Here is a 12,344-nt window from a genome sequence, read left to right on the forward strand (position 1 = left end):
ACGATCAACCGCGCTTTGGCCGACCCCCATGACCTGATCACCGCCGTCCGGCGAGGCTTGCGTCAGTTCCCGTACCGCCACGACCTCCTCGACGGCTGCCTCACCGGAGCTGGACTCGCGCTCGCCCCACCATGACGACATCACTTACGGCCGGCTGCCGATCGACCCGCGCTATCTGATCCAGGACGACCGCGTCAGGCTCCGTCAGAATCAGCGTCGAACGAGCGTCAAACATTTCCCGACCCCGTCCCTCACGGAGTTGAGGCAGAGCGTTCTCGACCCGTGCCCCGCTGCGAAACGCCCTTTGCTGCGGAAGTACGCCAGGTCCCGGGCCAGCGCCGCCGGGTCGCAGGCCACGTACGCGATCCGGCGTGCCCCGAGGGAAGCGAGGTGTTCGACGGTCTTCCGGCCGGCCCCCGCGCGCGGCGGGTCCAGGACGATCAGGTCGACCTCGGTGATCCCCGTGCGCGGCAGTACGGCCTCGACCTTGCCCTGCTCGATCCGCACGCGGTCGAAGTCGGCGAGGTTGTGGCGGGCGTCCTCGACGGCGCGCTTGCCGGACTCGATGCCGAGCACGGCGCCCTTCTCGCCGAGCCGGTCGGCGAGGGCGCCCGCGAAGAGGCCGACGCCGCAGTACAGGTCCAGCGCCATCTCGCCCTTGCGCGGCAGCAGGCCCTGCATGACGGCCGTGATCAGAGTGTCCGCGGCCTTCGGGTGGACCTGCCAGAAGCCGCCGCTGCCGACGCGGTAGGTACGGTCGTCCGCGCGTTCGCGGACAAAGGGGCGGCCGTGGACGCGGTGGACGCCCCCGTCCTTCTCCCCGACCCGCATGACGGACACGGGCCGGTCCAGCTCGACGATGGGCAGGCGCGCGCCCGGCCGTGGCGTCAGGATGACCTGGCGGTCCTGTGAACCGGTCGCCGCGATCGCCTCGACCGACTCCATGCCGGTCCAGTCGCGCTTCTCGACGCCCAGCTCGTCGACGCCCGGCGCGGCGATCATGCAGTGGTCGATCCGCTCCACCTCGTGCGAGCGGTGCCGGCGCAGACCGGCGTGGCCCTCGGCGTCGACGGCGTACTGCACACGCGTCCGCCACCCGGGCACCTCACCGGCCGGCAGCTTGTCGCCCTCGGCCGGCATCACCGTGCCGTCCCAGCCGGCCTCCTCGGGCGTGAGGCCCGCGAGCCGCTGGAGCTGTTCGGCGATCACCTCGCCCTTGAGCCGGCGCTGGGCACCGGGCTTGGCGTGCTGCCAGTCGCAGCCGCCGCAGCGGCCGGGACCCGCGAAGGGACAGGGCGCCTCGACGCGGTCCTTCGACGCCGTCAGCACCTCGACCGCGTCCGCGCGCAGGAAACGGGCCCCCTCCTCGCCCTCCGTCACACGCGCCACGACGCGCTCGCCCGGCAGCGCGTGACGGACGAACAGCACCTGTCCCTCGGACGTACGGGCGATGCAGTGGCCGCCGTGGGCCACGGGGCCGATCTCGACCTCGTACTCCGCCCCGACCAGGGACTTCTCCGCCTGCGGGTTCTTCGGTTCTGCCTGCATGGCGGGGTGACTCCAGATCGAGAAGGGGGAACGGCCGGACAACAGCCCACCAGTCTACGTGGGTGCCCTCCGGCCGTTCACGCGCGCTCCGCGAGCAGCGGCAGCAGACGCGGACTCAGCTCTTCCCGGAGGTCCCGGAGGTCCCGGAGCCCCCGGAGCTCGTGGAGCTCCCGGAGCTCGTGGAGCTCCCGGAGCTCGTGGAGCTCCCGGAGCTCGTGGAGCTCCCGGAGCTCGTGGAGCTCCCGGATGCCGACGACTCCTTCGTCCGCTCCCCGAGCGGACCCCGCCGCACCGATCCCGGCGCGTTCCACTCCGCCTGCTTGCGGGCTCGCCGCCTCGCCGCCTCGGAGGACTGGAGCTGATACGGCACCGACGTCACCATCACGCCCGGCGTGAACAGCAGCCGGCCCTTCAGCCGCAGCGCGCTCTGGTTGTGGAGCAGGTGCTCGTACCAGTGGCCGACCACGTACTCGGGGATGATCACGGAGACCGCGTCGCGCGGCGACTCCTTGCGCAGGCCCTTGACGTACTCGATGATCGGCCGCGTGATCTCGCGGTACGGCGAGTCGAGCACCTTCAGCGGTACGTCGATGCCGCGCCGCTCCCACTCCTCGCGCAGCGCCTTCGTCTCGGCCGGGTCGACGTTCACGGTGAGCGCCTCCAGGCTGTCCGAGCGCATCAGCTTGGCGTAGGCCAGGGCGCGCAGGGCGGGGCGGTGGATCTTGGAGACGAGCAGCACCGAACGGACGCGGGACGGGCGGACGCTGTCGTCGCTGGGGCCCTCGGGGGCGGCGAGTTCCGCCGAGACGCCGTCGTAGTGACGGCGGATCGCGGTCATAGTGGCGTAGAAGATCACCATGCCCAGCAGGGCGACCCAGGCGCCGTGGGTGAACTTGGTGACGAGGACGACGACCAGGACGAGGCCGGTGAAGAAGGCACCGAAGGCGTTGATGGCGCGCGAGCGCACCATGTGGCGGCGCTTGGCCAGGTCCGTCTCGGTGGCGAGGTGACGGTTCCAGTGCCGGACCATGCCGGTCTGGCTGAGCGTGAACGACACGAACACGCCGACGATGTACAGCTGGATCAGCCGGGTCGAGTCCGCGCCGTAGATCCACACCAGCAGCACGGCCGCGCCCGCGAGCAGCACGATGCCGTTGGAGAAGGCGAGGCGGTCACCGCGGGTGTGCAGCTGGCGCGGGAGGTAGCGGTCCTGGGCGAGGATCGAGCCGAGCACCGGGAAGCCGTTGTAGGCGGTGTTGGCCGCCAGGAACAGCACCAGGGCCGTCGCCGCGGCGAGCACGATGAACAGGAAGCTGCCCTTGCCGAACACGGCCTCGGCTACCTGGGTGATCACCGGGTTCTGTACGTAGCCGGAGCCGACCGCGACACCGTTCTTCAGCAGGTCGGTGGCCGGGTTCTCCGCCATCCGCACGTCGGTGACCAGGGCGAGCACGATGATGCCGCAGAACATGGTGACGGCGAGCAGGCCCATCATGGCCAGCGTGGTCGCCGCGTTCTTCGACTTGGGCTTGCGAAAGGCCGGGACGCCGTTGGAGATCGCCTCGACACCGGTGAGCGCGGCACAGCCGGAGGAGAAGGCACGCAGCAGCAGGAAGACGAGGGCGAAGCCGGCGAGGCCCTGGTGTTCGGCCTTGATGTGGAACTGTGCCGTCGGCGCCCGCATGGTGTCGCCGAGCACCAGCCCGCGGAACGCGCCCCACGCGATCATGATGAAGACGCCCGCGACGAAGACGAACGTGGGAATCGCGAAGAGCTTGCCGGACTCCTTGACGCCGCGCAGGTTCATCAGCGTCAGCAGCACGATCACCGCGATCGCGCAGGCCGTCTTGTGCTCGACCACGAACGGGATCGCGGAGCCGAGGTTCTCGATGCCGGAGGCGATCGACACGGCGACGGTGAGGACGTAGTCGACGAGCAGGGCGCTGGCGACCGTCAGACCCGCCCGGGGGCCGAGGTTGGTGTTGGCCACCTCGTAGTCGCCGCCGCCGCTGGGGTAGGCGTGGACGTTCTGCCGGTATGAGGCGACCACCGTGAACATCAGCACGACGACCGCGAGCGCGATCCAGGGGCTGAAGTGGTACGCCGACACGCCCGCGATGGACAGGACCAGCAGCACCTCGCCTGGCGCGTAAGCGACGGAGGACAGCGGGTCGGAGGCGAAAACGGGTAGGGCGATGCGCTTCGGCAGGAGCGTTTCTCCGAGCCGATCACTGCGCAGTGCGCGCCCGATCAGAATCCGCTTGGGCACGTCGGTCAGTTTGGACACAACAGAGGATCGTACGGCGTCGAACACGGGCAGGCCCACCGTCCCCCGCGGCTCGGTCCGTCCGGTGTGGTCAGAGCCCCGTCCGTCGCCTCGCCCGTACCCCGGGACCGTTCTGCCTCACGAGTGAAATCCGGGACCGGAACGCGACGGAAAGCCCGGCCTCGGCCGCTCCCGTGCCTAGATGTCTGGATTCCGTCTGTCCTCGCCCTCGGGAGGTTCCATGCCCGCGATCGCCGTGCTCGTCGGCGCCGCCGCCGCGCTCCTCGGCCTCGGCTTCCTGACCGTGTGGAGCGTGCGGAGCATCACTCGCCGCTGACGGGGAAGGTCCGCTGGGGACGGGACCGGGGCGGCCCCGCACAGGAAGGACGGCTGTGCCGGATCAGGACATCGCGCGAGAGCGCGAGCACGCGAGGGGCCGTCCCCTGTTCGAAGAATGGGACGACCACCTGTTCAAGGGCGCGGCCGAGCACTACGAGCGCGGGCGGCTGCCGTACGCGGACGGTCTCGCCGACGTCCTCGCCGCCGAACTGGCGCTCGACGGCACGGGCACCCTCGCGGACCTCGGCTGCGGACCGGGCACCCTCGCCCGCCTGCTCGCCGGGCACTTCGCGCGGACCGTCGCGGTGGACCCCGACCCGGACATGATCGAGCGGGGCCGGGAGCTCGCGGCCACCGCCGGGATCACCACCATCACCTGGCTCACCCGGCCGGCCGAGCGGGTCTCCTTCGAGGACGGTGAGATCGACATGGCCGTCTTCGGGCAGTCGTTCCACTGGATGGATCGCGCCCGTGTCGCCCGCGACCTGCGCCGGGCCCTGCGAACCGGTGGCCATCTCGTGCACATCGCCGACGTGAAGACAGAGCGGCCCACGGACGGGGGGATCCCCCGCACGGAGATCGACGCGCTCGTCCGCGAGTACCTGGGCGAGGTCAGACGCGCCGGCCGCACCCTGCTGCGGCAGGGCACCCCCGGCGACGAGGAGGAGGTACTGGCCCGGACCAGATTCGTCGGACCTCGCCGGATCGTGGTGAAGGGCGGGGGGACGCTGCACCGTACCGTCGACGACGTCGTCGCGGAGCAGTACTCGATGTCGTTCTCGGTTCCTCACCTGTTCGGCGAGGCCCTTCCGGAGTTCGACGCCCGTCTGCGGGAGCTGCTCGCCCGGCACGCCGTCGACGGCGGCTTCGAGGTCGGCCGCCCCGACACGGACGTACGCGTGTGGACCAACCCTCCGCCCGCCTGACGCCTCGGGCGCTTCGGCCGCGCTCGCGCGCTACCGATACGTTGGACGCGGGCAGTCGGCGGCGCGCGCCCCGGCCCCGAGCAGGAGCACAGCCGGAAATCACCGGCATGATGGTGCCTGGCGGCCCGCACCCAGGCCGTGCCTGTTGTCCGGCGAGCCGAGAGAGGGACATGAGCAAGACGTTGACGCAGACCGCCCGGTCTGCGGGGAGTGTGGTGTAAGGCCGTGCATATCGTGATCATGGGCTGCGGCAGAGTAGGTTCCGCTCTCGCCCAGAACCTGGAGCAACAGGGGCACACGGTCGCCGTTATCGACCAGGACCCCACCGCCTTCCGCCGCCTGGGCTCCTCCTTCGGGGGCCGCCGGGTCACCGGAGTCGGCTTCGACCAGGACACCTTGCGCGAGGCGGGCATCGAGGAGGCCGGCGCCTTCGCCGCCGTCTCCAGCGGCGACAACTCCAACATCATCGCCGCGCGCGTGGCCCGCGAGATGTTCGGCATCGAGAACGTCGCCGCCCGCATCTACGACCCCCGGCGCGCCGAGGTCTACCAGCGCCTGGGCATCCCGACCGTCGCCACGGTCCGCTGGACGGCCGACCAGATGCTGCGCCGCCTGCTGCCGTCCGGCGCCGAGCCGCTGTGGCGCGACCCGACCGGCGGTGTCCAGCTCGCCGAGGTGCACGCCTCGGCCGCCTGGGTGGGCCACAAGATCAGCAAGCTGCAGGAGGAGACGGGCGTCCGCGTGGCGTTCCTGACCCGCCTCGGCGAGGCGATCCTGCCCACGTCGCAGACGGTGCTGCAGGAGGGCGACCTTGTGCACGTGATGATGCGAACGGACGACGTCGAGAAGGTCGAGGCGGCGTTCGCCGAGGGCCCGCAGGAAGGCGGTCAGTGATGAGGGTCGCCATTGCCGGAGCCGGTGCCGTGGGGCGCTCGATCGCGGGCGAGCTCCTGGAGAACGGCCACGAGGTCCTCCTCGTCGACAAGGCGCCGACCGCCATCTCGGTCGAGCGCGTCCCGCAGGCGGAGTGGCTGCTCGCCGACGCCTGCGAGATCACCTCGCTGGACGAGGCGGCGCTCCAGCGCTGCAACGTCGTGATCGCCGCGACGGGCGACGACAAGGTCAACCTGGTCGTCTCCCTGCTGGCCAAGACGGAGTACGGCGTCCCGCGTGTCGTCGCCCGGGTCAACAACCCGAAGAACGAGTGGCTCTTCAACGAGTCCTGGGGCGTGGACGTCGCCGTCTCGACCCCGCGCCTGATGTCGGCCCTGGTCGAGGAGGCGGTGAGCGTCGGCGACCTGGTCCGGCTGCTGCGCTTCAGCCACGGCGACGCCAACCTCGTCGAACTCACCCTCCCCGAGGAGTCCGCCCTGGCCGGTACCCAGGTCGGCGACGTCGAGTGGCCCGAGGACACCTCGCTGGTCACCATCATCCGCGGCACCCGCGTCCTCACCCCCTCCCGCGACGACTCCCTGGAGGCGGGCGATGAGCTGCTCTTCGTGGCCGCACCGGCCCGGGAGGAACAGCTGGAGGACCTGCTGTCGGTACGGCGGGAGGACGCGTCGAGCTGACGTCGCGACGTTGGCAGGTCATCCTCTTGGACGCCGGTCGGGCAAAGTCAGCCCGTCCGGCGTCCGAGGACGAGGCCGTTCAGGCCGAAGCGGGGGTCTGGGGGCGGCAGCCCCCGGGCACAACCACACACACGCCGCGCACTACACGTCCCGACGGTGCCGCCCACCGGCCGCCTCCGCGGCCTTCTCCTCCTCCGCCTTCTCCTGCTCCGCCTTCTCCGCCGCTTCCATCTCCGCGAAGACGTCGATCGGCGCGGGCGCCTTCGCCAGGAACACCCACGTCAGCCACACGGCCAGCAGGAACGGCGGGATCTTCAGCGCCACCAGCACCCAGCCCAGCTGCGACGTGTTCGCCCACCAGTACAGCGGGAAGAGGATCGCGCACTTGGCGAGAAGGATCAGACCCCAGGCCCAACTGGCCTTGGTGTACGCCTTCTTGCGTCCCGGGTTCCGCGTGCGCCAGGAGAGGTTCTCCTTGAAGACCGGGCCGAGAATCAGACCGATCAGCGGTACCCCGCACAGGGCCGTGATGATGTAGGCCAGCGACAGACCCAGCGTGTAGAGCATGCCGGGCAGGTAGAAGTCCTTGGCATTGCCGGTCATCATCGCGAAGACCACACCGAAGGCGACGCCGAAGACACCGCTGAAGGCGTGCTTCACGGTGTCCTTCATGGCCAGCCGCACCACGACCAGGACCAGCGACACCGCGAGCGCGGCGATCGCGGACATGTGCAGGTCCTTGTTGATCGTGAAGATGGTGACGAAGAGGAGGCCGGGCACCACCGTCTCGACCATGCCCCGCACCCCGCCGAACGCCTCGAACAGCGCGGCCTCCGTCACCGCCCGGGCATCCTGCTGCTGAGTGTCTTCGGTCGGCTTGTCGAGCGACGTCACCGGCTACTCCCGTCCGAGGGGCCTGAGTTCGTACTTGGGGTTGAACAGCACCCGGCGGCCGCGGCTCATCGAGATCCGGCCGGATGCGATCAGCTTGCGCCCCGGTTCTATGCCCACTATGGAACGCCTGCCGAGCCACACCACGTCCAGCGCTGCGGAGCCGTCGAACAGCTCGGCCTCCAGGGCCGGGACGCCCGCACGCGGTCGCAGGGTGACCGTGCGCAAGGTACCAGTAACCGTCACGATCTGCCGGTCATGGCAGTCACCGATACGGGTGCATCCGGCCGTCTCGGCATCCTCGCGCAGTTCCTCCGACTCCAGGTCCTCCTGGGACGAGGAAAGCCGGTCGAGCATGCGCCGGAACCGGCCCACCGGCTTTTCGGAACGAGGAACAGCAGTCATATCTGAAGCGTACCGGGGCCCGCCGACAGCATCGCACTCACGGGCGGAGCCCCCGCGGAGCCCTGCTCACTTCTCGAATCGGTAGCCCATCCCCGGCTCCGTGACGAAGTGCTTCGGGTGCGACGGATCGGCCTCCAGCTTTCTTCGCAACTGGGCCATGTACACCCGAAGGTAGTTCGTCTCCGTCCCGTACGACGGCCCCCACACCTCCTGCAACAGCTGCCGCTGGCTGACCAGCCGCCCCGTGTTGCGCACCAGCACCTCCAGCAGGTGCCACTCCGTGGGCGTCAGCCGTACGTCCCTCCCGCCCCGGTGCACCTTCTTCGCGGCCAGGTCGACCGTGAACTCCCCGGTCTCCACCAGCACGTCGTCCTCACCGTCCCCGTTCGGCTCCGCACGCCGGACTGCGGCCCGCAGCCGAGCCAGCAGCTCGTCCATGCCGAAGGGCTTGGTGACGTAGTCGTCGGCGCCCGCGTCCAGCGCCTGAACCTTCTCGTCCGAGGAGTGCCGGGCGGACAGCACCAGGATCGGCACGCGCGTCCAGCCGCGCAGTCCCCTGATCACCTCTACGCCGTCCATGTCGGGCAGGCCCAGGTCCAGGACGACCACGTCGGGATGGCGCGCGGCCGCCAGCTGCAGGGCGGTGGCGCCGTCGTGCGCCGCGTCGACCTCGTACTTGCGTGCCTTGAGGTTGATCACGAGGGCGCGCACGATCTGCGGCTCGTCGTCGATCACAAGCACCCGGGTCATGAGACCTGCCTCTCCGGTTCCACGGGATCCACTCGCACGGAGTCCGCTGCGTGGCCCTCGGCCCGCGCTCCCGCCGCGCGGAGCGTCAGCACCATGGTGAGGCCGCCTCCAGGGGTGTCCTCGGCGTTGAGGGTGCCGCCCATGGCCTCGGCGAATCCGCGCGCGACGGCGAGGCCGAGGCCCACCCCCGCTCCGCGCGGAGCGTCACCGTACCTCTGGAAGGGCTCGAATATGCGCTCCTTCGCGTCGTCCGGCACTCCTGGCCCCCGGTCCACGACGCGCACCTCGACCCGGTCGGCGATGGCACTCGCGGCGACCAGTACCGCCCCGCCGTGCGGGCTGTACTTGACTGCGTTCTCGACGAGGTTGGCCACGGACCGCTCCAGCAGCCCCGGGTCCACGGCGACCATGGGCAGGCTCTCCGGGACGTCCAGGTCGACGCTGTCCACGCTGTCCTCGGGCACCCCGACGAGCGCCATCGGCACCACCTCGTCGAGGTCGATCTCCCTGATCAGCGGGGTGACCGTACCGGTCTGGAGCCGTGACATGTCCAGCAGGTTGCCCACCAGGTGGTCGAGCCGGTCGGCGCCCTCCTCGATGCCCTCCAGCAACTCCGCCTGGTCCTCCTCGGACCAGGCCACGTCGTCGGACCGCAGGCTGGACACCGCCGCCTTGATCCCGGCCAGCGGGGTCCGCAGGTCATGGCTGACGGCGGCCAGCAGCGCGGTGCGGATGCGGTTGCCCTCGATCAGCGCGCGGGCCTGGTCGGCCTCCTCCTGGAGGCGACGGCGGTCCAGCACCACGGCGGCCTGGGCGCCGAACGCGGCCAGCACCCTGCGGTCCTCGGCGGGCAGCACGCGGCCCGTGAGCGCCAGCGCCATGTGATCGCCGACCGGCACGTCCACATCCGCCTCGTCCGGCCGGTCCACCGGCCGCCCCAGACCGACATGGCCCGCGCAGGTCCACGGGTCGACGTCGCTGCGCCGCTCCAGCAGCGCCGCGGACTCCATACCGAAGGTCTCGCGCACCCGCTCCAGCAGGGCCTCCAGGCTCGTCTCGCCGCGCAGGACGTTGCCCGCCAGGAAGGAGAGGATCTCCGACTCCGCGCGCAGCCGCGCCGCCTGATGGGTCCGGCGGGCCGCCAGGTCAACCACCGAGGCCACCGACACCGCGACAGCCACGAAGATCGCTATGGCGACGATGTTCTTCGGGTCGGCGATCATCAGCCGGTGCAGCGGCGGCGAGTAGTAGTAGTTCAGCAGCAGCGAACCGAAGGCCGCCGAGGCGAGTGCCGGGAAGAGCCCGCCGAGCAGCGCCGCGGCGACCGTCACCGCCAGGAACAGCAGCATGTCGTTGGCGAGACCGAGGTCGACGGTGTTCAGCAGCACCGCGAGGATCACCGGGCCGGCCACGCCGACCAGCCATCCCCAGATGATCCGGGCCCGGCCGAGCCGTGCGCCCCGCGCCACCGGCAGTCCACGCCCCTTGGCGACCTCGTCGTGGGTCACGATGTGCACGTCGAGGTCGGGCCCCGACTCCCGGGCGACGGTCGCGCCGACGCCCGGCCCGAAGACGTACTGCCAGCTCTTGCGGCGCGAGGAGCCGAGGACGATCTGGGTGGCGTTGGCGCCACGGGCGAACGCGAGCAGCGCGGCCGGTATGTCGTCTCCGACGACATGGTGGAACGTACCGCCGAGGTCCTCGACGAGGGTCCGCTGCACGGCGAGTTCCTTGGGCGAGGCGGAGGTCAGCCCGTCGCTGCCCGCTATGTACACGGCGAGCACCTCGCCGCCGGCGCCCTTCTCCGCCAGTCGGGCCGCCCGCCGGATCAGCGTCCTGCCCTCGGGGCCGCCGGTCAGACCGACCACGATGCGCTCGCGCGATCCCCAGATCGTCGAGACCTGGTGCTCGCTGCGGTACTGCTTCAGGTACGCGTCGACCCGGTCCGCCACCCACAGCAGCGCCAGCTCCCGCAGGGCGGTGAGGTTGCCGGGCCGGAAGTAGTTGGAGAGGGCCGCGTCGACCTTGTCGGGCTTGTAGATGTTGCCGTGGGCCATGCGCCGGCGCAGGGCCTGCGGTGACATGTCCACGAGTTCGATCTGGTCGGCGCGGCGGACCACCTCGTCGGGCACGGTCTCCCGCTGGCGCACCCCCGTGATCGACTCGACCACGTCGCCCAGCGACTCCAGGTGCTGGATGTTCACCGTCGAGACCACGTCGATCCCGGCGGTGAGGAGTTCCTCCACGTCCTGCCACCGCTTGGCGTTGCGCGAGCCGGGGACGTTGGTGTGGGCCAGCTCGTCCACCAGGGCCACCTGGGGGTGGCGGGTCAGGACGGCGTCGACGTCCATCTCGGTGAACTCGGCGTCCCGGTACTCGAGCTCCCTGCGCCGGACCTGCTCGAGCCCGTGCAGCATGACCTCGGTGCGCGGCCGGTCGTGGTGCTCCACCAGGGCGACCACGCAGTCGGTACCCCGCTCGACCCTCCGGTGTGCCTCGGACAGCATCGCGTACGTCTTGCCGACGCCCGGTGCCGCACCGACGTAGATCCGAAGCTTGCCGCGTGCCATGGCCTCATTGTCTTCCGGTGACCCCCGCCTACGCAGCGTCGACCTTACGGCCAACGATGCCGACGAAGGGGGCGACAGGGCGATCCGGGGGCACCTTTGACGCAACCCTGACGCCCCGGACATGAACTGCCGCCCACCTGTGATCCCCCGTTTCATGTCCTCTCCCCTCGTCCCCAGGCACCGGCTCGTTGGCCCTCACTGCCTCATCGGACGAGCCCCCCGCATCGGTTCACACGAGACCGGGATGCCCACTCATGCGGGCATGCGAAAGGGCCGCACCCCAAGAGGTGCGGCCCTGTCGTTGCTTCGCTCGTCAGCGGACCTCGGTGATCTCCGGGCCCCGCTGAAGCTGCCCCATGCCACCGGAGAAGCGCGACGCGCCCTCGTCCTGCTGCACGCCCTCGGGCACCATCTGAGCGTCGTTCGGCAGCTGCAGGACGATCGGGTCGCGGGGCGCCATCGGGCCCTCACCGCGCACCACGACCGTGTCCCGGAAGATCTGCTCGAGCAGACCGGCGGCCTGCGGCTGCACCGCACCCTGACCCGAGATCACACCGCGCAGGAACCAGCGGGGCCCGTCCACACCGACGAACCGCACCACCTGGAAACCGCCCGTCCCGTCCGGCAGCTGCACCGGCACCTGAGCGCGCAGCTCCCAGCCCAGCGGCCCCTCGACCTCGTCGATGATGCCGCCCTGCTGGGTGATCCCGGCGCCGATCTCCTCGCGCACCTCGCCCCAGATGCCCTCGCGCTTGGGCGCGGCGAAGGCCTGGAGCTGGATGGCGCTGTCGCGCAGGACGACCGTCGCCGCGACGATCGCGTCGCCCGCGACCTCGACCCGCAGCTCCATCCCGTCGACGCCCGGCACGAACAGACCACCGAGGTCCACCCGGCCGTCGGCCGGGTCACGCACCTCGGAGCTGTCCCAGGGCCCGTCGGGGCGCGGCTCCGGCTCGAGCCTCACACGCTCGCGCGTGCCGTCTTCCTCGTCCGCCTCAGTGTCGACACTGTCGACGACCTGCTCGGCCTCGCCGGCCGCGTCCTCGGCGGCATCCCTCTTCTTGCGACGTCCGAACAC

At 70.7% G+C, this 12,344-nt stretch carries 10 protein-coding genes; 3 read left to right on the forward strand and 7 right to left on the reverse strand.

Annotated elements, in window-relative coordinates; all coding sequences use genetic code 11:
- Positions 1–210: 210 nt before the first annotated feature.
- Both IG99_RS10245 and IG99_RS10250 read right to left on the reverse strand, forming a co-directional pair.
- Positions 211–1,548 (reverse strand): class I SAM-dependent RNA methyltransferase, encoded by a 1,338-nt coding sequence (locus IG99_RS10245; protein ID WP_078947616.1) that lies wholly within the window; start codon positions 1,546–1,548, stop codon positions 211–213.
- Between the two features lie 115 nt (positions 1,549–1,663).
- Positions 1,664–3,835, reverse strand: coding sequence for an APC family permease (locus IG99_RS10250; RefSeq protein WP_078947635.1), 2,172 nt, complete (start codon positions 3,833–3,835; stop codon positions 1,664–1,666).
- A gap of 371 nt (positions 3,836–4,206) precedes the next feature.
- Between IG99_RS10250 and IG99_RS10255 the strand changes: the two genes are divergently transcribed.
- The 3 genes from IG99_RS10255 (at position 4,207) to IG99_RS10265 (ending at position 6,650) form a co-directional block, all read left to right on the forward strand.
- Positions 4,207–5,079 (forward strand): class I SAM-dependent methyltransferase, encoded by an 873-nt coding sequence (locus IG99_RS10255; RefSeq protein WP_158973168.1) that lies wholly within the window; start codon positions 4,207–4,209, stop codon positions 5,077–5,079.
- 225 nt (positions 5,080–5,304) lie between these two features.
- On the forward strand, positions 5,305–5,973 hold the full coding sequence (locus tag IG99_RS10260; RefSeq protein WP_037672029.1) for a potassium channel family protein: 669 nt from the start codon (positions 5,305–5,307) through the stop codon (positions 5,971–5,973).
- The gene (locus IG99_RS10265) at positions 5,973–6,650 is read left to right on the forward strand and encodes a potassium channel family protein (protein ID WP_037672030.1); all 678 of its coding nucleotides are present in this window, start codon (positions 5,973–5,975) and stop codon (positions 6,648–6,650) included. Before IG99_RS10260 ends, IG99_RS10265 begins: the two co-directional genes overlap by 1 nt.
- A gap of 141 nt (positions 6,651–6,791) precedes the next feature.
- Here IG99_RS10265 and IG99_RS10270 read toward each other — a convergent pair whose 3' ends face one another.
- The 5 genes from IG99_RS10270 to IG99_RS10290 form a co-directional block, all read right to left on the reverse strand.
- The gene (locus IG99_RS10270; RefSeq protein WP_037672031.1) at positions 6,792–7,544 is read right to left on the reverse strand and encodes a DUF3159 domain-containing protein; all 753 of its coding nucleotides are present in this window, start codon (positions 7,542–7,544) and stop codon (positions 6,792–6,794) included.
- A gap of 3 nt (positions 7,545–7,547) precedes the next feature.
- On the reverse strand, positions 7,548–7,946 hold the full coding sequence (locus IG99_RS10275; protein WP_063768301.1) for an OB-fold nucleic acid binding domain-containing protein: 399 nt from the start codon (positions 7,944–7,946) through the stop codon (positions 7,548–7,550).
- A 66-nt stretch (positions 7,947–8,012) separates the two neighbouring features.
- On the reverse strand, positions 8,013–8,696 hold the full coding sequence (locus IG99_RS10280; RefSeq protein ID WP_037672033.1) for a response regulator: 684 nt from the start codon (positions 8,694–8,696) through the stop codon (positions 8,013–8,015).
- The gene (locus IG99_RS10285) at positions 8,693–11,266 is read right to left on the reverse strand and encodes a sensor histidine kinase (RefSeq protein ID WP_037672035.1); all 2,574 of its coding nucleotides are present in this window, start codon (positions 11,264–11,266) and stop codon (positions 8,693–8,695) included. The genes IG99_RS10280 and IG99_RS10285 overlap by 4 nt, the downstream gene beginning before the upstream one ends.
- 313 nt (positions 11,267–11,579) lie before the next feature.
- Positions 11,580–12,344: a DUF3710 domain-containing protein gene (locus IG99_RS10290; RefSeq protein WP_037672037.1), complete on the reverse strand. Its 765-nt coding sequence runs from the start codon at positions 12,342–12,344 to the stop codon at positions 11,580–11,582.

Origin of the sequence: Streptomyces griseus subsp. griseus (assembly GCF_000720255.1) — a bacterium.
Classification (GTDB): domain Bacteria; phylum Actinomycetota; class Actinomycetes; order Streptomycetales; family Streptomycetaceae; genus Streptomyces; species Streptomyces griseus_I.

Coding starts and splice junctions, on each gene's coding strand:
- IG99_RS10280 (WP_037672033.1), bottom strand. CDS start 8,696: ATGACCCGGGTGCTTGTGATCGACGACGAGCCGCAGATCGTGCGCGCC.
- IG99_RS10265 (WP_037672030.1), top strand. CDS start 5,973: ATGAGGGTCGCCATTGCCGGAGCCGGTGCCGTGGGGCGCTCGATCGCG.
- IG99_RS10285 (WP_037672035.1), bottom strand. CDS start 11,266: ATGGCACGCGGCAAGCTTCGGATCTACGTCGGTGCGGCACCGGGCGTC.
- IG99_RS10275 (WP_063768301.1), bottom strand. CDS start 7,946: ATGACTGCTGTTCCTCGTTCCGAAAAGCCGGTGGGCCGGTTCCGGCGC.
- IG99_RS10245 (WP_078947616.1), bottom strand. CDS start 1,548: ATGCAGGCAGAACCGAAGAACCCGCAGGCGGAGAAGTCCCTGGTCGGG.